The sequence below is a fragment of the Salmonella sp. SAL03688 genome (assembly GCF_046551895.1).
Classification (GTDB): domain Bacteria; phylum Pseudomonadota; class Gammaproteobacteria; order Enterobacterales; family Enterobacteriaceae; genus Salmonella; species Salmonella enterica.
The window spans coordinates 81,800-104,949 of the sequence record NZ_JBGDVI010000014.1; the positions used below are offsets into that span (position 1 = coordinate 81,800).

19 protein-coding genes are annotated in these 23,150 nt (G+C 51.3%); 11 read left to right on the forward strand and 8 right to left on the reverse strand.

Annotated features, from left to right (window positions below):
* Positions 1–10: 10 nt before the first annotated feature.
* Both ACLJR2_RS15265 and iolT1 read left to right on the forward strand, forming a co-directional pair.
* Entirely contained in the window at positions 11–205 is a 195-nt protein-coding gene (locus ACLJR2_RS15265; RefSeq protein ID WP_000667713.1) for a hypothetical protein, read from the forward strand.
* Positions 206–432: 227 nt separating this feature from the next.
* Positions 433–1,866 (forward strand): myo-inositol import MFS transporter IolT1, encoded by a 1,434-nt coding sequence (gene iolT1, locus ACLJR2_RS15270; protein WP_000107709.1) that lies wholly within the window; start codon positions 433–435, stop codon positions 1,864–1,866.
* 50 nt (positions 1,867–1,916) lie between these two features.
* Here iolT1 and iolR read toward each other — a convergent pair whose 3' ends face one another.
* A complete protein-coding gene (iolR, locus tag ACLJR2_RS15275) occupies positions 1,917–2,750 on the reverse strand; it encodes a myo-inositol utilization transcriptional regulator IolR (protein WP_000033840.1) in 834 nt (277 codons plus the stop codon).
* A 490-nt stretch (positions 2,751–3,240) separates the two neighbouring features.
* Positions 3,241–4,620: a UDP-N-acetylmuramate:L-alanyl-gamma-D-glutamyl-meso-diaminopimelate ligase gene (gene mpl, locus ACLJR2_RS15280; protein ID WP_001219823.1), complete on the reverse strand. Its 1,380-nt coding sequence runs from the start codon at positions 4,618–4,620 to the stop codon at positions 3,241–3,243.
* 174 nt (positions 4,621–4,794) lie between these two features.
* Here mpl and fbp point away from each other — a divergent pair, with 174 nt between their 5' ends.
* The 4 genes from fbp to ACLJR2_RS15300 all read left to right on the forward strand — a co-directional run bounded on the left by fbp (position 4,795) and on the right by ACLJR2_RS15300 (position 9,328).
* On the forward strand, positions 4,795–5,793 hold the full coding sequence (gene fbp, locus ACLJR2_RS15285) for a class 1 fructose-bisphosphatase (protein WP_000853764.1): 999 nt from the start codon (positions 4,795–4,797) through the stop codon (positions 5,791–5,793).
* A gap of 226 nt (positions 5,794–6,019) precedes the next feature.
* The gene (gene ppa / locus ACLJR2_RS15290; RefSeq protein ID WP_000055079.1) at positions 6,020–6,550 is read left to right on the forward strand and encodes an inorganic diphosphatase; all 531 of its coding nucleotides are present in this window, start codon (positions 6,020–6,022) and stop codon (positions 6,548–6,550) included.
* Positions 6,551–6,959: 409 nt separating this feature from the next.
* Positions 6,960–8,123, forward strand: coding sequence for a metallo-dependent hydrolase (locus ACLJR2_RS15295; protein WP_000977194.1), 1,164 nt, complete (start codon positions 6,960–6,962; stop codon positions 8,121–8,123).
* Positions 8,120–9,328: an MFS transporter gene (locus ACLJR2_RS15300; RefSeq protein ID WP_000203131.1), complete on the forward strand. Its 1,209-nt coding sequence runs from the start codon at positions 8,120–8,122 to the stop codon at positions 9,326–9,328. The genes ACLJR2_RS15295 and ACLJR2_RS15300 overlap by 4 nt, the downstream gene beginning before the upstream one ends.
* 53 nt (positions 9,329–9,381) lie before the next feature.
* Here ACLJR2_RS15300 and ACLJR2_RS15305 read toward each other — a convergent pair whose 3' ends face one another.
* The 3 genes from ACLJR2_RS15305 to tamA are packed head-to-tail and all read right to left on the reverse strand — an operon-like array spanning position 9,382 to position 15,238.
* Positions 9,382–9,726 (reverse strand): gamma-glutamylcyclotransferase, encoded by a 345-nt coding sequence (locus ACLJR2_RS15305; RefSeq protein WP_001219167.1) that lies wholly within the window; start codon positions 9,724–9,726, stop codon positions 9,382–9,384.
* A gap of 2 nt (positions 9,727–9,728) precedes the next feature.
* Positions 9,729–13,508: an autotransporter assembly complex protein TamB gene (tamB, locus tag ACLJR2_RS15310; RefSeq protein ID WP_000060817.1), complete on the reverse strand. Its 3,780-nt coding sequence runs from the start codon at positions 13,506–13,508 to the stop codon at positions 9,729–9,731.
* Positions 13,505–15,238: an autotransporter assembly complex protein TamA gene (gene tamA, locus ACLJR2_RS15315; protein WP_001120230.1), complete on the reverse strand. Its 1,734-nt coding sequence runs from the start codon at positions 15,236–15,238 to the stop codon at positions 13,505–13,507. Before tamA ends, tamB begins: the two co-directional genes overlap by 4 nt.
* A 212-nt stretch (positions 15,239–15,450) precedes the next feature.
* On the opposite strand from tamA, the gene msrA reads away from it, so the two are divergent.
* Positions 15,451–16,089 carry a peptide-methionine (S)-S-oxide reductase MsrA gene (msrA, locus tag ACLJR2_RS15320; RefSeq protein WP_000051471.1) on the forward strand — a complete coding sequence of 213 codons (639 nt, stop codon included), beginning with the start codon at positions 15,451–15,453 and terminating at the stop codon, positions 16,087–16,089.
* 182 nt (positions 16,090–16,271) lie between these two features.
* Positions 16,272–17,615 carry a hemolysin family protein gene (locus tag ACLJR2_RS15325; RefSeq protein WP_000934974.1) on the forward strand — a complete coding sequence of 448 codons (1,344 nt, stop codon included), beginning with the start codon at positions 16,272–16,274 and terminating at the stop codon, positions 17,613–17,615.
* An 84-nt stretch (positions 17,616–17,699) separates the two neighbouring features.
* On the opposite strand, the gene ACLJR2_RS15330 is transcribed toward ACLJR2_RS15325, so the two are convergent.
* Positions 17,700–17,906: a DUF1107 domain-containing protein gene (locus ACLJR2_RS15330; protein WP_000689229.1), complete on the reverse strand. Its 207-nt coding sequence runs from the start codon at positions 17,904–17,906 to the stop codon at positions 17,700–17,702.
* A gap of 326 nt (positions 17,907–18,232) precedes the next feature.
* Between ACLJR2_RS15330 and ACLJR2_RS15335 the strand changes: the two genes are divergently transcribed.
* Positions 18,233–18,790: a YtfJ family protein gene (locus tag ACLJR2_RS15335; RefSeq protein ID WP_000175300.1), complete on the forward strand. Its 558-nt coding sequence runs from the start codon at positions 18,233–18,235 to the stop codon at positions 18,788–18,790.
* Here the strand turns inward: ACLJR2_RS15335 and cysQ are convergent.
* Positions 18,780–19,520 (reverse strand): 3'(2'),5'-bisphosphate nucleotidase CysQ, encoded by a 741-nt coding sequence (gene cysQ, locus ACLJR2_RS15340; RefSeq protein WP_000893398.1) that lies wholly within the window; start codon positions 19,518–19,520, stop codon positions 18,780–18,782. The two genes, ACLJR2_RS15335 and cysQ, sit on opposite strands and share 11 nt — an antisense overlap.
* A 267-nt stretch (positions 19,521–19,787) precedes the next feature.
* Between cysQ and ACLJR2_RS15345 the strand changes: the two genes are divergently transcribed.
* Entirely contained in the window at positions 19,788–21,731 is a 1,944-nt protein-coding gene (locus ACLJR2_RS15345; RefSeq protein WP_000589401.1) for a bifunctional 2',3'-cyclic-nucleotide 2'-phosphodiesterase/3'-nucleotidase, read from the forward strand.
* A gap of 57 nt (positions 21,732–21,788) precedes the next feature.
* Here the strand turns inward: ACLJR2_RS15345 and ACLJR2_RS15350 are convergent, their stop codons facing one another.
* Positions 21,789–22,175 carry a winged helix-turn-helix transcriptional regulator gene (locus tag ACLJR2_RS15350; RefSeq protein WP_001201295.1) on the reverse strand — a complete coding sequence of 129 codons (387 nt, stop codon included), beginning with the start codon at positions 22,173–22,175 and terminating at the stop codon, positions 21,789–21,791.
* Positions 22,176–22,262: 87 nt separating this feature from the next.
* Here ACLJR2_RS15350 and ACLJR2_RS15355 point away from each other — a divergent pair, with 87 nt between their 5' ends.
* Positions 22,263–23,111: an SDR family oxidoreductase gene (locus tag ACLJR2_RS15355; RefSeq protein ID WP_000560603.1), complete on the forward strand. Its 849-nt coding sequence runs from the start codon at positions 22,263–22,265 to the stop codon at positions 23,109–23,111.
* Positions 23,112–23,150 lie beyond the last annotated feature (39 nt).

Below are 23,150 nucleotides of genomic sequence, written 5' to 3' on the forward strand. Positions count from 1 at the left end.
CAACACACCAATGAAATTTTTCATTTTATTTTTGCATTCATTAGAAGAAAAATTCCATGCAAAAGATCACGAAATGGAGATATTCCAGGAAAGAACAAAAAGTACGGCCCCTGACAAATTGAATTCAGGCACTGTCACGAAAGCAATAAAATCAAGTAAATTCAACAAGATAGATGATGGCACTGCGCAAAACGCAGCATCTTAACGATAAAAAACGCCAAGATTATGAAATTCGAAATGTGATACCCATAACAAAACATAAGTTTCATTATTGATGGTTTTGAAATTAAAACATAGGTTGTGAAACGAGAGTTCTCAATAGCTATAAGATCGTCGGCAGAGCTACGGCAATGACCGACATAAGATGAATTTGTCTATTTGTTCACTAAATTCAAACAGATAGATGAAGTTTATTCTGGAGATAATCTACCTATGTCCACATCAGATAGTTGTTATAATACGGGTTACATATTACGCATCTGCGCGATTGCCGCACTGGGCGGAATATTATTTGGCTACGATACTGCTGTTATTTCAGGTGCGATTGGTTCACTGACCAGCTACTTTCATCTATCTCCTGCTGAGACCGGCTGGGCGGTTTCCTGCGTTGTGGTGGGGTGCGTTATTGGTTCGTTTAGCGCCGGATATTTATCCAAACGTTTTGGACGCAAGAAATCATTGATGGTTTCAGCGCTGTTATTCACTATTTCCGCAGTGGGCACTTCCCTCTCCTACACGTTCACCCATTTTGTGATTTATCGCATTATCGGTGGACTGGCAGTCGGCCTGGCGGCAACAGTATCACCGATGTATATGTCTGAAGTCTCACCGAAAAACATGCGCGGCAGAGCATTAAGTATGCAGCAGTTCGCTATCGTTTTCGGTCAGATTCTGATCTTCTACGTTAACTACAAAATAGCATCGATTGCAGCGGATACCTGGCTCATTGAACTTGGCTGGCGCTATATGTTTGCTGCGGGTATTATTCCCTGCATTTTGTTCTGTATTTTAGTCTTTTTAATCCCGGAATCTCCCCGCTGGATGATGATGATTGGTCGCGAGGAGGAGACGCTAAAAATACTGACCAAAATATCCAACGAAGAACATGCCAGACATCTTCTTGCCGATATAAAAACCTCACTGCAAAATGACCAACTAAACGCCCATCAAAAACTCAATTACCGCGACGGGAACGTGCGTTTCATCCTGATTCTGGGCTGCATGATCGCTATGCTGCAACAGGTAACAGGGGTTAACGTCATGATGTATTACGCGCCAATCGTCCTTAAGGATGTGACCGGTAGCGCCCAGGAGGCCCTGTTCCAGACAATCTGGATCGGCGTGATTCAGCTTATCGGTTCCATTATTGGCGCAATGATTATGGATAAGATGGGGCGTTTGTCGCTGATGCGTAAAGGCACTATTGGCAGCATCATCGGCTTGTTGCTCACTTCATGGGCGCTGTACAGCCAGGCAACCGGTTATTTCGCGCTATTCGGTATGCTGTTCTTTATGATTTTCTACGCGCTTTCCTGGGGCGTGGGCGCATGGGTGCTTATTTCTGAAATATTCCCTAACCGGATGAGGTCGCAGGGAATGAGTATTTCGGTCGGATTTATGTGGATGGCAAACTTTTTAGTTTCGCAATTCTTCCCGATGATTAATGAAAACCCGTATTTACTTTCGCATTTCCACGGCGCATTTCCAATGTGGATATTTGCCATCTGCTGCATCTTCAGTTACTTCTTTATCTGCCGTTACCTGCCGGAAACAAAAGGCATTTCGCTGGAGAAAATGGAGAGCGTAGTGTTAGCAAAACGCAGAAAAAAACTGCAGCCAATTCAAACCGAACGTTATTCTGATTAAGTTTCACCACAATGCCGATGATCGCTAAATACGATCATCGGCTTGTTTTTTTACTCCGTCGCCAGCGCCAGTGAAACCGCTAACGTTTGCGCCAGACACATGGACGCGACCTGAGAACGGAAACCATCGACCTGCGCTTCACGTACCACAAAACAGACTTCACTGAACGCTGCCAGCGGGCTGACCTGGCTATCGGTTATCGCAATATGGTGCGCACCGCGTTTCGCGCCAAGCTCGACTAATTCCACCACTTCCTGCGCGTAAGGCGAGTAGCTGATGGCAATAACGACATCGTCGGGGCTGACCATACTTAGCTGTTCAGAGAACATTCCGCCAATACCGTCAATTAAAAATGCCCGTCTCTCCAGATGACGCAATGCGTAGGTTAAATAACTGGCCACGCTAAACGAACGACGTAATCCAATCACATAAATATTGTCGGCTTTCGCTAACAGATTTACCGCCGCATCCAACTGCTCATTTTTAATCTGCACCGGTAATTGTTGTAATACCTGTGCATTCACCATTGAAAATAGCTTCAGAATTTCACCCGGCTTTTCCGGGGTAGGTTCCCCTTCATCCGCATTTTTCTGTCTGAACAAACGCGCCCGCTCGGTATAGCTTACAGTTTCCTCCATCAGGTGCTGGCGAAATACCTGTTTCATTTCATTAAATCCGCTAAAACCAAACGCATTAGCAAAACGAATCAGTGTCGAAGGGGGAACATCGGCATGTTGCGCGATGGAAGCTACCGTGTCAAAAGCAACGCTATTACTGTTATCCAGAATATACTGAGCAACTTGTTTAAGACGTTTGCTAAGGCTGTCATAGCGACTGCGGATATCATCCTGCAGTAAGGAAAGTTGAGTTTGATGTTTAGACATGCATGATACTCTAATAGAACGAAAATTTCGTAAATAACCATATTAGCACAAATGAACTGAACATGCAGTTAACAACATTCAAATTGCGCTGTGGTTACCTTCAGTACAGAATTTGCTGGCGGGCTGGGTTCTGAGCAATCTGAATCTGACCGCATAAATGCGACAGGATCAGCATTGTTATGACTGGACGATGCCCGCAGCCAGGCGGCATCGCAAACGTTGAAAGGCAGAAGATGACGTTTATAAATCACGAAACCTTCATCTTTTATTGCGAACTGGCTCTTTTCGTCCCGCATACGGCAACCGGCGGAACACTCTTAGTGTATTACACTGATTACTTTAAGGATATGCGTCTACTCTTTTTCAATACTGAGCGGCAAATGATTTTTCAGTATTGCTTTAACGTCTCCCGGCGAGCGGAATGCGCTTTCGATGGCAAGATGCCCCATATAAAACAGCCAGCCACAAGGCTGGCTGACCGCATAGTCATTTAATACGCTGTTACGTTCTGAGCTTTTTTCGCCAGCCCATCCAGCAATTTCTGATGGATGCCGCCGAAACCGCCGTTGCTCATCACCAGGATGTGATCGCCAGGCTGTGCGGTTTTCACCACCATTTCCGCCAGCGTATCGACATCTCCACTCCAGTGAGCAGGCTGTACGCAGGCTTCGGCGACTTCCGCCACTTGCCACGGAATATGCGGCGGCTGCAGCAGGAACACTTCATCCGCACGCCCTAACGACGGCGCCAGGTCATCCTTGCATAACCCCATCTTCATCGTGTTAGAGCGCGGCTCCAGCACTGCGATAATGCGCGCGGTGCCGCCCACTTTACCGCGCAGCGCCGCCAGCGTGGCCAGAATTGCCGTCGGATGGTGAGCAAAATCGTCATACACCGTCACGCCGTTCGCTTCACCGCGTAGCTCCAGACGGCGGCGGGCGTTAATAAATGACCCCAGCGCACTGGCCGCTTCTGCGGGCGCGACGCCCACGTGGCGCGCGGCGGCAATCGCCATCAGCCCGTTGTGCATGTTATGTTCGCCGACCAGGCCCCATTTCACATCGCCGACTTTTTCGCCGTCCAGCCACACTTCCCACTCGGAAGCATCCGTAGTCAGCTTCTTCGCCTGCCAGTGTCCCTGCTCGCCCACCAGCTCCTGCTCGCTCCAGCAGCCCAGCGCCATGGTCTGTTTCAGGTTGATGTCGTTTTCCGGCCAGATGATGCGCCCCAGCCCCGGCACGATGCGCACCAGATGGTGGAACTGCTTCTGGATCGCTTTCAGATCGTCGAAGATGTCGGCATGATCAAACTCAAGGTTGTTGAGGATCAGCGTACGCGGGCAGTAATGCACAAATTTAGAACGTTTATCAAAGAACGCGCAGTCGTACTCATCCGCTTCGATAACAAAGAACGGGCTCTCGCCCAGGCGCGCGGAAACCTCAAAGTTGCCCGGTACGCCGCCGATCACGAAGCCCGGTTTGTACCCGCACGCTTCCAGTATCCAGGTCGCCATGCCTGCGGTCGTGGTTTTGCCGTGGGTACCGGCGACCGCCAGTACCCAGCGATCGCGCAACACAAAGTCATGCAGCCACTGTGGACCAGACATAAAGGGAATGTTTTTTTCCAGCACCGCTTCCACGCACGGATTCCCGCGCGTCATCGCATTGCCGATAATCACCAGATCCGGCTGCGGATCGAGCTGGCTGGCGTCATAACCCTGGATCAGATCAATGCCTTGCTTCTCAAGTAAGGTACTCATCGGCGGATACACATTGGCGTCCGAACCCGTTACTTCATGACCAAGCGAGCGAGCCAGCATCGCCAGCCCCCCCATGAAAGTGCCACAAATTCCCAAAATATGAATGCGCATACGTCACTATCCTTTTTTTATCTGCGAGCCATTTTACGCACATGTCTGGCAAGTGAGAAACGCATTTCAGGTAAATCTGTACTTTGCTGGCGCGATTCACCTGAGCGCATCATCTGAAATGTTTGTTAAGATTGTTACGGTCGCTTTACTCCAATCAATTGCAGGGAAAGTGTTATGAAAACGTTAGGTGAATTTATTGTCGAAAAGCAGCACGAGTTCTCTCAGGCTACCGGTGAGCTCACTGCTTTGCTGTCGGCAATAAAATTGGGCGCCAAGATCATCCACCGCGATATCAACAAGGCCGGTCTGGTCGATATCCTGGGTGCCAGCGGTGCTGAGAACGTACAGGGCGAGGTTCAGCAGAAACTCGATCTGTTCGCGAACGAGAAACTGAAAGCTGCACTAAAAGCGCGCGATATTGTAGCGGGCATCGCATCGGAAGAAGAGGACGAAATCGTCGTCTTTGAAGGCTGTGAACACGCGAAATATGTGGTGCTGATGGACCCTCTGGATGGCTCTTCTAACATCGACGTTAACGTCTCTGTCGGTACGATTTTCTCGATTTATCGCCGCGTGACGCCCGTCGGCACGCCGGTCACCGAAGAAGATTTCCTGCAACCCGGCAACAAACAGGTCGCAGCGGGATATGTCGTGTATGGCTCGTCCACCATGCTGGTTTACACCACCGGCTGCGGCGTACACGCTTTCACCTACGATCCGTCGTTAGGCGTGTTCTGTCTGTGCCAGGAACGTATGCGTTTCCCGGAAAAGGGTAAAACCTACTCCATTAACGAAGGCAACTACATTAAGTTCCCGAATGGAGTGAAGAAGTACATCAAATTCTGCCAGGAAGAGGATAGTTCAACAAGTCGCCCTTATACCTCACGTTACATTGGCTCTCTGGTGGCCGATTTCCACCGCAACCTGCTGAAAGGCGGCATCTATCTCTACCCCAGCACCGCCAGCCATCCGCAGGGAAAACTGCGTCTGCTGTATGAGTGCAACCCGATGGCGTTTCTCGCGGAACAGGCCGGCGGCAAAGCAAGCGATGGTAAAGAACGTATTCTGGATATCATTCCGGAAAGCCTGCACCAGCGCCGCTCGTTCTTCGTCGGCAACCGCCATATGGTTGACGATGTGGAACGCTTTATCCGCGAATACCCGGACGCGTAATCTTTACCACCATGCGGAATAACGCATGAAGCCGCCATTGGGCAATAACATGTCCGATGGCGGCGTTGCCTTATCAGACACGTGATTTTTCCGGTTCTTAACCTTTGGCGTTCATGCTCCGCAACGACGCGCCAGATGAGGCGGAAACGAAAACAAGCGAAGACTTTCGGCGTGAGTTGGCTATAATACTCGCCACTTGTTTGTCATAAATTCAAAGGAAACAGACATGAGCTTACTCAACGTCCCGGCGGGTAAAGAACTGCCGGAAGATATCTACGTCGTTATCGAGATCCCGGCTAACGCAGATCCGATCAAATACGAAGTTGACAAAGAGAGCGGCGCGCTGTTCGTTGACCGCTTCATGTCCACCGCGATGTTCTATCCGTGCAACTACGGTTACATCAACCATACCCTGTCTCTGGACGGCGACCCGGTAGACGTTCTGGTCCCGACGCCGTACCCGCTGCAGCCAGGCGCCGTCATCCGTTGCCGTCCGGTTGGCGTACTGAAAATGACCGACGAATCCGGTGAAGATGCGAAACTGGTTGCCGTACCGCACACCAAACTGAGCAAAGAGTACGATCACATTAAAGATGTGAACGATCTGCCGGAACTGCTGAAAGCGCAGATCACTCATTTCTTCGAGCATTATAAAGATCTCGAAAAAGGCAAATGGGTGAAAGTTGACGGTTGGGACAACGCCGAAGCGGCTAAAGCGGAAATCGTTGCCTCCTTCGAGCGCGCAGCGAAGAAATAAGTTCGCTTTTACATAAGTGTCAAGATAAAGGCTCTCATAGTAATGAGGGCCTTTTTATTGGCTAATGAATAGAACACAATTTTTATCATTATTAGTTTAACATTCACGGAATGAATAAGACTTTACCTTATTTTTTATTAAAAAGGGTTGAATACGCTCACATTTTCTCTAAAAAGCTTAAGATAATAATTGTTTTGTGAATGCCCGCAGACTCCTCTGGACTTACGCCCTAAATATTAGCAAGCGCTAAATTCTTATTTAGTGCATAGGCCCGATTACCTTTTTAATAAGGTATCCTAAGCTCTCCCTACCAATAACCGTATTTTTAATCCAACATAATATCCGCTCAAAACACACTTTTTAATATATTTTTAATGGCTGCCATAATTATTTACTATTTTAAGAGATTATGATGAAAAATGATATATTAATTACCGGTGGACATATCATCGATCCCGCTCGTAATATTAATGAGATTAACAAGTTACGCATCATTAACGATATTATCGTTGATGCCGATAAATATCCTGTAACTTCGGAGACCCGGATTATCCATGCCGACGGTATGATCGTCACTCCCGGTCTTATCGATTATCACGCGCATGTTTTTTATGACGCGACGGAAGGCGGCGTCAGGCCTGATATGTACATGCCGCCGAATGGCGTCACCACCGTCGTGGATGCAGGTTCTGCCGGTACGGCAAACTTTGATGCCTTCTACCGAACGGTGATTTGCGCCAGCAAAGTTCGAATCAAAGCGTTTCTGACCGTGTCGCCGCCGGGCCAAACCTGGTCACAAGAAAATTATGATCCTGACAATATTGATGAAAATAAGATCCACGCGCTGTTTCGCCAGTATCGCATCGTTCTTCAGGGATTAAAACTCAAGGTTCAGACTGAGGACATTGCTGAATATGGCTTAAAACCGCTGACTGAATCCCTTCGTATTGCCAACGATTTAAGGTGCCCCGTGGCAATACACTCGACTCATCCCGTCGTTCCCATGAAAGAACTTGTCTCCTTGCTACGCCGCGGCGATATTATCGCTCATGCGTTTCACGGCAAAGGTAGCACCATTCTTACTGATGAAGGCGCTGTCTTAGCCGAAGTCCGTCAGGCAAGGGAAAGAGGCGTTATATTTGATGCCGCCAATGGTCGCAGCCATTTTTCAATGAACACGGCACGCCGAGCCATCGCCAATGGCTTTCTTCCGGATATCATCAGTAGCGATCTCTCAACCATCACTAAACTCGCCTGGCCTGTTTACGCCTTACCATGGATTTTATCGAAATATTTAGCACTCGGCGTCGCGCTTACCGATGTCATTAACGCCTGTACCCATACCCCAGCAGTTTTATTGGGCATGGCAGCAGAAATTGGTACGCTGGCCCCTGGGGCATTTGCCGATATCGCCATCTTTAAATTAAAAAACAGGCATGTTGAATTTGCCGATATTCATGGTGAAACGCTCACGGGGACGCATGTGCTGGTACCACAAATGACCATAAAATCCGGTGAGATATTATTTCGTCAAATTGATTTTGGCGCGCGGCCAAACGGAGTTGAAAAATGACCTCAATGCAAAAATGGCTACGGATCGGCGCGACATTAATGTTCGGCCTTTTTGTTGCTTATCTTGACCGTTCTAATCTTTCCGTTACGTTACCTACGATTACACACGACCTGAATATTGATGGCGCAACGGCCAGCATTGTATTAACCATATTTCTTATTGGCTATGCCTTTTCAAATATTTTTGGCGGCGTATTTACCCAGCGATACGATCCGAAAAAAATAGTCATTCTGATGGTGCTAATCTGGTCGATTGCGACCGTTTTTGTCGGATTTACCTCGTCAGTGTACGTTATTTTGATTTGTCGGCTGGTGCTTGGCATTACCGAAGGCATTTATTGGCCGCAGCAGTCCCGCTTCGCCAGCGACTGGTTTTCAGACAAAGAACGGACGCAGGCGAACAGCATTATCCAGTATTATGGACAGTTCCTGGCATTAGGCCTGGGATTTATGATTTTGTCCCCGCTGGATGCTGCCTTCGGTTGGCGAAATGTTTTTATTATCACTGGTGTGATCGGCATTGTTGTTGTAGTTCCACTTTATATAACAATGCTGAAAAAACAGGAAGAAGCGCCTTATTATCGTGCGCCGGCGCCAACAGAGAAAACTAAGCTTACCCTGGAATCGCTGGGCGGAACCCCCTTCCTACTCCTTATTTTTACCTACATCACTCAAGGGATGTTGTTCTGGGGAATTACGTTATGGATACCCATGGTTGTCAATTCTCTCGGCTATACCGGATTCAGTAAAGCATTGGTCAGTTCTCTGCCTTATCTGACTGCGGTTATACTGGCAATCCCTATCTCATGGATCAGTGATAAGACACAAAAGCGTGTACTTATTGCTTCACTGGGCCTACTAATCCCCGGCGTGATGTTATTTCTCCTGCCATTTGTCGATGCGCCGGGCTTTAAAATCACGCTCATTACCCTGGCGATGGGTTATTATGCCGCCAGCTTTACCCCCAACATCTGGTCGATTATCCAGTCGAACGTTAAACCCCATGCGATTGGCCCAGCCTCCGGTATTATTAATGGCATCGGCGCCGGCGGCGGCGGTACGCTGGCAGGCCTAATGGTCGGCTATTTTTACCGAACAACCGGCAGCTATATGCAGGGATTTATGGTTCTCGGATGCATTGTTATCCTGGGCGGCGCGTCATTATTGATCTACGGCAGAATAAGAGCTCACCATGCCCGGCGCTAGCGCCATCAGCCAGAATGTAAAAAACAACGCCACCCGAGGGTGGCGTGTTCAGTTCAGGGCTGGTTTCTGTCTAACCAGTCACCGCTTTCAATCAGAGTTAACCCATCAACAGGACGTTGATATACATACATCCATGCGCTGCCGTAAGGCGTCTGGATTAACTGGCGTGCGTATTCACCGCCCCTGGTGCGCAAAGCATCAAGTTCGGCCAGCGTGGCGTTATCAATTCGATAAACTTCACCGTATACCGCTCCGTTTCCCGGAACTGCGCCTGGATAGTGGCCCAGACTATACAACTGGTAGTTATCGATACGGTAATCGCCAAGCAATTGGGCATTGGTCATCCAGTGACTGTTGCCTTGTTTCTGTCGTAAACTGCCATAGACAAATATTCGCATTGCTAAAACTCAAACTGATAGAGCAAATCAAGTGCCTGATCTACGCCAGACACTGCTTCCAGATATAGCTTAGGCATCAGGCGATAACGTAACGTGAGCGTCGCCAGAGAGTCAAATATCCCTACACCATACTTCACCTGTAGACCCGGCAGTACATAGCCGCTGACCACAACCTGGGACGAATCGCCCACCCCTTGCGTGTCCAGCGCCAGATTACTTACACCGAATGTCTCTCCGATTTTACCCACAACCTGACCACTTTGCGCAACCCCCAGGCCAATAAGCATGGAAGTCATTGCTGCGCTATCACTCTGATTGCTGTCCAACCCCTGCCCACGCAGCAGATAAGAAAGCGCTTCAGCCTGCGGCATCGCCGGATCGGAGAAGATTTCCGCTTTGGGTTCATCAGCAGTGCCTGTGACGCGCACGCCCGCAATGACATCGTCTTCGGTGGCGTCAGGGTTACGGATCGCTTCGATATTGAGCAGCGGCTGATCCGGCGGGCCGGAGAACAGCAGCTCGCCTTTACGGACAAGCAGGTCCTGGCCGTAGGCGCGGAATCGGCCGTCAGGAATATTGATTTGACCATTCAGCCCCAGCCCCTGCTTATCCTGCGCGACTTTCAAATCGCCGGTCAAACGCGCTTTAAGCCCGAAGGCGTCGATGCGCACGTTGTTGCCGACGTGGACCGTCAGATTACTGTTGATGGGAATAGACGCTGTCTGCGGCGTTTCTGGTTGCAGGTCATTATTGAGCATAACCACATCGCTGGAGACGCCAACCGCACTCTCTGGTAGGTCGTGCACCACAATTCGCGCCCACGGAACGTCCACACGCCCATCCAACGTGAACAGCGAAGGCGTCGCGTCAAAGACCACATCCGGCGAGACATCCAGGCGCACCATCGGCGGAACGGTAATCCGCACCCGGCTGCCTTTCGCCGTCACCCGCGCGCGCCAGTTGTCAATCTGACTCCAGTCGGCGTTGCCGTTCAGGTTAATTTGCCCTTGTTGTGTTCGCACGATACCGGCGAGCGTCGAACGCGTCCCGCTAAAGTTCATGGTGAGCTGGCTCGGCTGCATCTCAAACGGCATAAAATTACCGTCAATATCCAGCGCGCTAAGCTGCAACTGACCAAACAACTGCGGGCTTTGTACATCGCCGCCCAGACGTAGCCTGGCGTTTAACATTCCCGCCGCTTTTTCTCCGCGCGAAAAGACAGGGTTGATCATCGCCAGATTGAGATTGCGCATGTTGACGTTACCGCCGAGATTGCGCCGCCCCTGAGGATCGGTTACCTGCACCTGGCCATCGAATTGACCATTATTCGTCAGGCGAATCAGCCATCCCAACTCGGCGCGATTATTGTGCAGATCGGCGCTGAGGTTCAGCGTCTCAAACGCGACCGGTAACGGCGCGTCATTGACGGTCTGCGTGACCTTCACATTACGACCGGAAAGCGTGACCTTCCCCTGCGGCAATCCCTCCTGGGTGGTGTCCCACGACACGTCCGCTTTCCCGCTAAAGATCCCGCTGGCCTGAGTGGTATCAGGCATAAATGGCTTCAGCATCGCCAGATCAAAGCGGTTGAGATTGACCACCGCCCGTCCTGCGGCGCCCGCATCAATGGTTTGCGGGATGCACAGCTCGGCGTTCGGGTTCAGCCAACAATGCGGCCCGATACTAATTTTCTGTTCTTTATTACGGTAGTCCAGCGCAATCGCGCGGGTCAACGACCATGGCCCCACTGGCGTCTGGAAACGGGTGTCGCTTAACGTCCCTTTCCAGCGCGCCGCCTCGCGATCAAAACTGCCTGTCAGGGAGAGTTGACCGGATACCGGTTCTCCCTGAACACGGAGCTGTAGCTGATGCTGCTTCTCGCTGCCTTTGGCGTCAAGCGTCACCAGATTGATGTTAACGTCGGGTTGCGAAATCCGCTCTACGCGAACGTTGAGATGGCCCGCTATCTGATCGGTGGATTTAATATCGCCCTCAATGCGCGCCTGGGCGACAGACAGATCCTGCCAGCGCAGACCGCGGGCGGTGATATCCGCCAACAGCTGCGGCGCTTCTACCGTACCGCGGACTTTAACGATTCCTTTTGCCATGCCGCCCAGTCCTGGCAGCGCATTATCCAGCCCTGGCGCATCGATGGCGGCGTCAAGATTCAGCTCCTTAACGCCAAGCTCGCCTTTTATATCGGCGCTGTTTGGGCCCAGCGCAAGGTGCAGCCCCGGGATCGTCCACTGCATGTAGCTGTTGCCCTTTAGCGTCCCGTTGACGTTAACGCTGTTCTGCTTCACATTGCCGGTCAGCTTGAGCTCCGGAACATCCATCTGCCAGGTGCCGCCGTAGAGGCTGCCTTTGGTTTTCATGACGCCGTTAAGCTTCGCGGGCCAATCCGGGATCTCTTTAGCGGTATTGATGCCATTCAGCGTCAGTTCGCCACGCCAGCTAATCGCCTGCTGCCAGTCCACCAGCGCTTTCAGTTCGGTTTTTCCCTCCAGAGCGGCGACGGTGAGTTTATCGAGATTAATCTGCCGCTCATTCCCTTTAGCATCCAGCGTAATGGTCGCCGGCGGAATATCTTGTCCTTTCACGGCGGTTCGCATCGACAACGTATAGTCGGTCATCTTACCGCTCAGTTTGAGCTTCAGATCGTCAGCCTGAAACTGGGTATCACCCGTCAATGGCCAGGCAATGCGTTGGCTGACGACTTCAAGATTGAGCGGTAAACCGGCCTCCGCCAGCCGCGTCTGGGCGCGAAGCGCGACATCCATCGGCCCGGAAAGGTTCACCCCGACCTCCAGTTGTTCGCGTAACGCGCCGCCGACCTTGAGTTTTATCTTTTCACCCTTTAGCGGATCGATATTCAGCGTACTGTTGAGCGTAATATCAACCGGCCAGTTATTGGCGAGCTGCGCCGTACCAGAGGCTTTCACCGTGCCCTGGTTGGCGTCGATATCCAGAGTATCCAGCTTCATATTACCGTCGATACTGCTGACTTTAAGCAGCATCGTGCGCACCGTCAGATCGGTATCGCCGGTGATGCGTAGCTGCTCGCCGCGAAATGACTCGATATTCAGATTGAGCGGCAGGTGAACATCGGTCATCTCCGGCATTACCGGTTTTGCAAACAGATCTTTTAGCGTTTCGCCAAGCGGCTTTTCATCCGGTTGAGGTTTCTCGATTTTGGGTTCAACCACCTCTTCCTGCGCCACGTCAGCGACCTTCGGCAGAGCGATCAGCAGTCCCTGAAGCCGCGTCGGTTTCAGGGTCAGGTTTTTCTCCTGCCATGCCAGCCCGGAGGTAAAATCCAGCACCGAAACGGTAGTGTCATCAATCTTGATATTGATGTTATTCAACGCCACGCGCGACAGCGTGATGGGCCAGGGGGTGGAGAGGTTCAGCGGTCCGCTTTCTTCCTCTTCTTGCGCCGGTTCGGAGGGTGGCATTTTTTTGCTGTCGATAGCGACATTAATGTCTTTTAGCGCCAGATCATTGACGCACAGGCTACTGCGCCACAGGCAATCAAACCCGACGGCCAGATGAATTTCGCCCGCATTCACCGCAACGCCCGGCTGCTCATAGCGGATATTTTTTAACGATAAGTCCCGCCAGCCGCCGGTGACCTGCCCAATCTCCAGCCCCGGCACCCAGCGGTTCGCCGCACTGAATACCAGATGCAGCCCCGTCGTCGTCCCGACCAGAAACGCAACGCTCGCCAGTAACACCACAATGAAAATCAACACGCCGAGGCTTATTTTCTTCCATAAACTCATAATTCAGGCCCCAGACCGATATAAAACTGTAAACCGTGTTCGTCTTTGTCGCCGACCGGTACGGCAAAATCGAGTTTGATAGGCCCAACCGGCGACGCCCAGCGCACGCCGACCCCGGTCCCGGTTTTGAAATCGCTACGGCGAATATCACTCACCGCCTCGCCGCTATCGACAAACACTGCCCCCCACCATTTGCCGGTGACGTTATACTGGTACTCCAGCGATCCGGTTGCCAGTTTTGAGGCGCCTTTAAGATTGCCGTCGCTATCTTTAGGCGAAATAGATTTGTATTTATAGCCGCGAATACTGCGGTCGCCCCCGGCGAAGAAACGTAAATCCGGCGGAACTTTGTCGAAATCACCGGTTTCTATCCAGCCCAAATTGGCGCGCATCACAAAACGGTGGCGATCGTACAAAGTCCGAATCCAGACGTTTTGCGCCTGCAGCACGGAGAAATCCACGTCGGAGCCCCAGGCCGTATTCGAATAGTCTACTGAATAGCGCTGCGAATCGCCCCAGGTTGGCATCAGTCCCCCTCGCGAGCGGGTTCGGCTGATCATCACGCCCGGGTAGAACAGCATGGTGGTATTGGTGACGTTCCCCTGGGTAAAGTGGTCGAAACTCCAGCGCAGGTTAATCGCCCGCTGCCAACCGCTGGAAAGGTCCCAGTAACGCGACACGGCAAGCGTGGTCGAGTCCTGCTCCGTATCATTCAAATCGGTACGTTTAAAACCGCCCTGGACCAGATAGTATTGCTCCAGCGGGTTTTTCAGCAGCGGCATTTTATAACTAAAATCCAGCACCTGTTCCGGCGCAGAAATACTGGTGCTGGTGGTCAGGCTATGACCGTAGGAGTTCATCCACGGTTTTTTCCACGACGCTTTCACGCGCGGCCCGACGTCGGTGGAGTACCCCACCCCGGTTTCAATCGTGTTTTCGGTTCGCGGCGATACCACGCCTTTTAACGGCAGAATTTTTGTTTTACGCGATTTCTCAAATTCCGGCGCCACTACGACAGAATTAAACCATCCGGTAGCGGAAAGCCGGCGGTTTAGTTCCGCCAAATCTTTCGACTCGTACTCATCGCCCTCTTTAAACGGCAACAGATTTTGTAAATATTCATCACGAATCTGCGAACCTTCGAAGGTGACAGGTCCGAAGCGATAGCGCTCACCGCTATCATAATCAATATCCCAAAACGCCTGATGACGGCCCAGAGCAATTCCCAACTGACTTTTAATGAATTCGCTGTCGAAATAGCCTTTACGTAGCGACACGCTGGTTAACGACTTTTTAAAATTGTCGTAGTCTCCCTGGTTGAGCACCGTGCCGATTGCCGGACGCGTTTTCAGTAAGGCCAGATAATCTTTGTCCGTGCGCGCGCCGCCGCGTAAAATGACTTCTGTACCGCCAATCAACACCGGCTGGCCGGGCGTAACCCTGGCGATTAATACCTGCCGTCCTTTCGCAGGCGGTGGAAGCAGGTCGAATTTGATAGTGGGTTCGTAATAGCCTAACGCTTTAAGCCCTTCGCGAATCGCATCATCAACTCGGGCGCGAAAGCGCCGATCCGGCGTCACCTCATCGCTCTGAATCGTAGAGAGCTGTGCGCGAACGTTTTTTTCCAGCTCTCCGGATAGCCCTTCGACTTTCAGACGAACATTTGCGGCTACCGCAGAACTGCTCAGGCACAGTAAGCTAACCCAACATAACTGACGGATATGTGGCACATTTTCTCCTGAATATCCCCTATTCCCACCCCTGGAAAAAATCACACTACCGCTCCGCGGCTTAACATAAAATCAACAATTTCGATTGAAAAGCAGACGACTGCCCAAATATTTCTTATGGTTAAATCCAGATACATTAATGTTGTTATTGTGTGCAAAGATGCGTCTCGTTACAACCTTAACGCCAATTAACGCTTTCGGGAGAATAGCTCATGAGTTTATTTGATAAAAAACATCTGGTTACTCAAGCAGATGCGTTACCAGGACGCAACACCCCGATGCCGATCGCCACTCTGCATGCGGTAAATGAACACTCTATGACCAATGTCCCTGCCGGGATGGAGATCGCCTACTTCGCTATGGGCTGTTTCTGGGGCGTAGAACGTTTATTCTGGCAATTGCCCGGCGTATATAGCACCGCGGCAGGGTATGCAGGCGGTTACACGCCTAATCCAACCTACCGGGAAGTCTGCTCCGGGCAGACCGGTCATGCCGAAGCGGTACGGATAGTGTACGATCCTGCCGTTATCAGTTATGAGCAGCTTTTACAGACCTTCTGGGAAAATCACGATCCGACGCAGGGGATGCAACAGGGTAACGATCACGGTACGCAATACCGTTCTGCGATTTATCCCTTAACGCCGGAACAGAATGCCGCCGCTCACGCCAGTCGCGAGCGCTTTCAGTCGGCAATGGCCGCCGCCGGAGACCATCGCCCTATTACCACGGAAATCGCCCATGCGACGCCGTTTTACTACGCCGAAGATGAACACCAACAGTATCTGCACAAAAATCCATACGGTTACTGCGGGATTGGCGGGATCGGCGTTTGCCTGCCGCCTGACGCGTGACGACGCTGGCGTAGGGGGAACTTGTCGGAGTTGAAAATGAACCCTCTGGCGACTTTACAGTAGCTTACGCTATACTAGCCCTGAACTTATCGGCTCACTGCTACGAGCCGGTTTTCATTAAACGTTACCACACGGATTTATAAACTTCCCTTCCGAGGATCTGGCGTTTCGCCGGATAAGATATGTTAAACAGTATATTCATTATATTCTGCCTGATCGCTGTAAGTGCGTTCTTCTCCATCTCCGAGATCTCGCTTGCCGCATCACGTAAGATTAAACTTAAGTTATTAGCTGATGAAGGCAGTATCAACGCACAACGCGTATTGAAAATGCAGGAAAATCCCGGCATGTTTTTCACCGTTGTGCAAATTGGCCTGAACGCCGTCGCTATTCTTGGCGGTATCGTCGGCGATGCGGCATTTTCGCCCGCCTTTTCCGCCCTTTTCTCGCACTATATGTCGCCAGAACTCTCCGAGCAGCTGAGCTTTATTCTCTCCTTCTCGCTGGTGACGGGGCTGTTTATCCTGTTCGCGGATTTAACCCCGAAACGCATCGGTATGATTGCGCCAGAAGCTGTGGCTTTGCGTATCATCAACCCGATGCGCTTCTGCCTGTTCGTTTTTCGCCCGCTGGTGTGGCTGTTTAACGGCATGGCAAACAACATCTTCCGCCTGTTCAAAATTCCAATGGTGCGGAAAGACGACATTACTTCTGATGATATTTACGCAGTGGTGGAAGCCGGCGCGCTGGCGGGCGTCTTGCGCAAGCAAGAGCACGAACTGATTGAAAATGTGTTTGAACTTGAATCCCGCACCGTACCGTCTTCTATGACGTCGCGCGAAAGTATCATCTGGTTTGATCTGCACGAAGACGAACAAAGCCTGAAGAAAAAGGTCGCCGAACATCCGCACTCAAAATTTTTGGTGTGTAATGAAGATATCGACCACATCATCGGCTATGTAGACTCCAAAGATCTGCTGAATCGCGTGCTGGCGAACCAAAGTATGGCGCTGAATAGCGGCGTGCAAATTCGCAATACCTTGATTGTGCCGGATACGCTGACCCTTTCTGAGGCGCTGGAAAGTTTCAAAACGGCGGGCGAAGATTTCGCGGTCATTATGAATGAATACGCGCTGGTCGTCGGTATCATTACGCTGAACGATGTGATGACCACGCTAATGGGTGACCTGGTCGGCCAGGGACTGGAAGAGCAAATTGTGGCGCGCGATGAAAATTCCTGGCTGGTTGACGGCGGCACGCCGATTGACGACGTCATGCGCGTGCTGGATATCGATGAGTTTCCGCAATCCGGCAACTATGAAACCATTGGCGGCTTTATGATGTTTATGCTGCGCAAGATCCCAAAACGTACTGATTCGGTGAAGTTTTCCGGCTACAAATTTGAAGTGGTGGATATCGACAACTACCGTATCGATCAGTTGCTGGTGACGCGTCTCGACAATAAAAGCAACGTACCGGCGCCGAAACTGCCCGATGCGCAAGGTAAAGAAGACAGCGCGGCCTGAAATCCGTTTGCCAGAAACATCAACGGCTCCTGATTCAGGAGCCGTTTTTTTTTACTTTTTTAACCTACTGCATAGCACTTTTGGTTACGCCATCTCAGTTTGCAGACGCATAACCTGACGGTTAACTTCAGACATCACAGACAAGTGCTGCTTGTCTCTCACTTTTGGGATAAGAATCTTACCCTTATCGAACTCAAAAGCGCCAACATCCTTGATATATAACCGTCCACGGAACAGGATCTTCACGTACTTCGCCACCTGTAGCGGGTTGTAGCGTTGGAAAATTTTCATTGTTGTCTCCTGCAGAGTATTACGCCCTTGCGGTGCCACAATCGGCCCAACAGTTTTAAGGCGCAAATTTTAATGCCATATGACTATAGACCATATCTACGTCGTTTCCAGTGTGCATAAGTATATTTACCTTTTGATTACAGTTATTCAGAATTATCTAAACATCAGCTCATTTTTCTCAGTATATGCCTTCATTTTTCACAGGAAGTGTGCGCCCGCCCGCAAACTGGCATCCCCTTTGCGGGAAAAAGCATCAATCGCACATATGATTAACTATCGGCCCAAAGTGGTCGGATCACCTGCAAAAAAATAAAGAAGGAATGACCATGACCCTACGTAAAATTCTGGCGATGTCGTGTCTGCTACTCCCCATAATGGCTTGTGCGCATAACCTTGAAGATAACCAACGGGTGCCGCCGGTAGGCATTGCCGATCGTGGCGAACTGACGTTGAATAAAGATGAGTTTAGTTATAAAAACTGGAATAGCGCGCAGCTGGCGGGAAAAGTGCGCGTCCTGCTGCACATTGCGGGTCGAACGTCAGCGAAGGAAAAAAACGCCACGCTGATTGAAGCGATTAAATCCGCCGGGCTTCCGCATGACAGATACCAGACGACCACAATTGTGAACACCGATGATGCGATCCCCGGCTCCGGTATGTTCGTGCGTAGCAGTATAGAAAGTAATAAAAAGCTCTACCCGTGGTCGCAATTTATTGTCGACAGCAATGGCGTGGCGCGTAACGCCTGGCAATTAAAAGAAGAGGGGTCCGCCGTCATCGTGCTTGACAAAGACGGCCGGGTTCAATGGGTGAAAGATGGCGCGTTAACCCAGCAAGAGGTACAGCAGGTGGTCGACCTGCTGCATAAGCTCCTCAGTAAATAGTCACCCGGAAGCCGGGGTTAAGGAACGATTCACGAGGGGTATAGTCCAGCGTTTTTCCCTGCCAGTCGTGAACGTGCGCCCCGGCTGCAACGGCAATGGCATGACCTGCGGCAGTGTCCCAGACGCTGGTCGGCCCAAATCTGGGGTAAAGCTGCGCCTGGCCTTCCGCCACAAGGCAGAATTTCAGCGAGGAACCAATAGAGGTGGTCTGATGTTCGCCAAGCTGTTGGAGATATTCGGTGAGTTCATCATCCGTATGCGAACGGCTAATCACCACCAGCGGCGGGCGGGCATCCCGGACCTGAATCTGCTTACGCACCCCGCACTCCTCTTTCCAGGCCTTACCTTCCGCCGCGTAGTACATCACTTTCAGCACCGGCGCATAGACCACGCCCAACACCGGTTTGCCCTGCTCAATCAGCGCGATATTGACCGTGAATTCGCCATTGCGCTTGATGAACTCTTTGGTGCCGTCGAGCGGATCGACCAGCCAGTAGCGCTGCCAGTGCTGGCGCACTTCCCAGGCAGGCGGATCTTCTTCTGAAAGCACCGGAATATCCGGCGTGAGCGTGCGTAACCCTTCGAGAATCACGGTATGTGCGGCGATATCCGCCGCAGTGACTGGAGAATCGTCCTGCTTGCGGGCGTACTCCATCGGTTTGGCTCCATCATAAACCTGCATAATGGCATCGCCCGCGTTCCGTGCAAGCTGGCATACTTGTTCTAACATTCTCCACCTCTTTATGACAGGGGCGTTAACTCGTTGTTTTACTTATACCCGATCGTTAAGGGTTCCGCCAACTGTGATACCGTCAGCGGTTTTGATAATAGCTTTCATGGCATGATTCACCTTTCTGTGAACACTCGCAAAAAATCGGCCGGATGGGGCGGTTTCGCCTTCTTCTGGCGACGGTCGGAACGATATCGGGTTTCACTGTTTATCATCGCTATTTTTCACTATCCGGCTTTTCTATTGCGTTCTTAAAAGGTGCCTCTGATGATTAAGTTTAGTGCAACGCTTCTGGCTACGCTGATCGCCGCCAGCGTGAATGCGGCCACCGTCGATCTCCGTATCATGGAAACTACTGATTTACATAGCAACATGATGGATTTCGATTATTACAAGGATACCGCAACCGAAAAATTCGGATTGGTACGTACCGCAAGTTTGATTCATGCCGCCCGAAATGAAGTCAAAAACAGCGTGCTGGTGGATAACGGCGACCTGATTCAGGGGAGCCCTCTGGGCGATTATATGGCGGCAAAAGGGCTCAAAAACGGTGATATTCACCCGGTCTATAAAGCGCTCAACACTCTGGATTACGCGGTTGGAAACCTCGGCAACCATGAGTTTAATTATGGTCTGGACTATCTGCATAACGCGCTGGCTGGCGCGAAATTCCCTTATGTTAACGCCAATATTATCGACGTTAAAACCCAAAAGCCGCTCTTTACGCCTTATCTGATTAAAGAGACGAACGTTATTGATAAAGACGGCAACCCGCAAACCCTGAAAATTGGCTATATCGGCTTTGTCCCGCCGCAAATCATGATTTGGGATAAAGCGAACCTGAGCGGCAAAGTTACCGTCAATGACATTACGGAAACCGCCCGGAAATATGTGCCCGAAATGCGCGAGAAAGGCGCAGATATCGTGGTAGTCATTGCTCATTCAGGCCTTTCTGCCGATCCGTACCACAGCATGGCGGAAAACTCGGTTTATTACCTCAGTGAAGTTCCCGGCGTCGACGCGATTATGTTTGGCCACGCCCATGCCGTCTTCCCCGGTAAAGATTTTGCCGACATCAAAGGCGCGGATATCGCCAAAGGTACGCTTAACGGCATTCCTGCGGTAATGCCTGGCATGTGGGGCGACCATCTGGGAGTGGTCGATCTGGTGCTCAATAACGACAGCGGCAAATGGCAGGTTACGCAGGCGAAAGCGGAAGCGCGGCCTATCTATGACGCCGCCGCTAAAAAGTCGCTGGCGGCGGAAGACAGTAAGCTGGTCGGTATTCTGAAAGCCGATCACGATGCCACCCGCGAGTTTGTCAGCAAGCCTATCGGTAAATCCGCCGATAATATGTACAGTTATCTTGCTCTGGTGCAGGACGATCCTACCGTACAGGTGGTGAATAACGCGCAAAAAGCGTATGTGGAACACTTTATTCAGGGCGATCCGGATCTGGCGAAACTGCCGGTGCTGTCCGCCGCCGCGCCGTTTAAAGTTGGCGGGCGTAAGAACGATCCTGCCAGTTTTGTCGAAGTGGAAAAAGGCCAGTTGACCTTCCGTAACGCCGCCGATCTTTATCTCTATCCGAATACGCTGGTGGTGGTGAAAGCCAGCGGCAAAGAGGTAAAAGAGTGGCTGGAATGTTCTGCCGGACAGTTTAATCAAATTGATATTCACAGCAACAAACCGCAATCGTTGATCAATTGGGATGACTTTCGCACCTATAATTTCGATGTCATTGACGGCGTGAATTATCAAATCGATGTGTCACAGCCCGCCCGCTATGATGGCGAATGCCAGATGGTGAATCCGCAGGCGGAACGTATTAAAAACCTGACCTTTAACGGTAAGCCTGTCGACCCGAACACTACGTTCCTGGTCGCCACGAATAACTATCGCGCTTACGGCGGCAAGTTTGCCGGCACGGGCGACAGCCATATCGCCTTTGCGTCTCCGGATGAAAATCGCGCCGTGCTGGCGGCATGGATTGGCGCAGAGTCAAAACGCGCGGGCGAAATCCATCCGGCGGCGGATAATAACTGGCGTCTGGCGCCAATCCACAGCGATACGGCGCTGGATATCCGCTTTGAAACATCGCCAGGCGATAAAGCCGCTGCCTTCATTAAAGCGAAAGGGCAGTATCCGATGAAGAAGGTTGCCGTCGATGATATCGGTTTTGCCATTTATCAGGTGGATTTAAGCAAGTAACGTGTGTCCCGTATGGCGCTGCGTTTATTCGGCCTGCCAGTCAGGCCGAATAAAGCGCTAGCCGCCATCTGATAAACGGTCCCGCTGCGCCAATACCTGCGGCAAATTCAGTTCTATCCAGTCCGCCAGCGCGGCGACTTTATCACTCACCTGCTCGCCAAGCGGCGTCAGGCTGTACTCCACATGCGGCGGAACAACTGGATATGACACCCGGTTGAGAAATCCGTCCTGTTCAAGCGCCTGTAACGACTGCGCCAGCATCTTTTCACTCACGCCTCCCATCTTGCGCCGCAGGTCGCTAAAACGGTGTGTACCGTCGCGTAACGCGACCAGAATCAGTACGCCCCAGCGACTGGTGACATGTTTTAACACCTCACGGGACGGGCACTGTTCAGCAAAGAGATTGCCTTCACGCAACTGCCGGGAAAGAGTATGAGCGCGCATTGATACTTACCTTTTTGTACGTACTTACTAAAAGTAAGTTTAGGTGGTAGCGTAATAAAACACAAGACCAACACTGAGGAGTTCACCATGATTGCTATCACTGGCGCAACGGGCCAACTGGGCCAACACGTTATTGAAAACCTGCTAAAAACGATGCCCGCCAGCCACCTCGTCGCGATCGTCCGTAACCCGAAAAAAGCCGCCCCGCTCAGTCAGCGCGGGATTGCCGTTCGCCAGGCGGATTACGCTAACGAAGCCGCGCTGACCACCGCCTTACAGGGCGTTGATAAACTGCTGCTTATATCATCCAGCGAAGTGGGACAACGCACCGCGCAGCACCGCAACGTTATTCAGGCCGCCATTGCCGCGAAGGTGAAATTCATCGCCTATACCAGCCTGCTACATGCGGATAAATCGCCGCTGGCGCTCGCCGATGAACATATTGAAACGGAAAAAATGCTGGCTGAGTCAGGTATTCCTCACACGCTATTACGTAACGGCTGGTATACGGAAAACTACCTGGCGAGCGTCCCTGCCGCGCTGAAACATGGCGTCTTTATTGGCGCGGCGGGAGAAGGGAAAATCGCCTCCGCAATGCGCGCTGACTATGCCGCCGCCGCCGCGCGCGTCATCCGTGAAGAGGGTCACGCCGGGAATGTCTACGAACTGGCGGGTGATGACGCCTGGACATTAAGCCAGTTGGCGGATGAACTTACTCATCAGATCGGAAAAAAAATCGTCTACCAGAACCTGAGCGAAGTCGATTTTGCCGCCGCGCTGAAAGGCGCAGGCCTGCCTGACGGACTGGCGGATATGTTGGCCAATTCTGACGCTGGCGCGGCGAAAGGCGGCCTGTTTGATGACAGCCATACGCTGCGTAAACTCATCGGTCGCCCGACGACGACGCTCACAGAAAGCCTTCGCTCCGTACTGTAAGTGTTAAAATTTAGTTAATTTATGTAGCATCCTCATAGA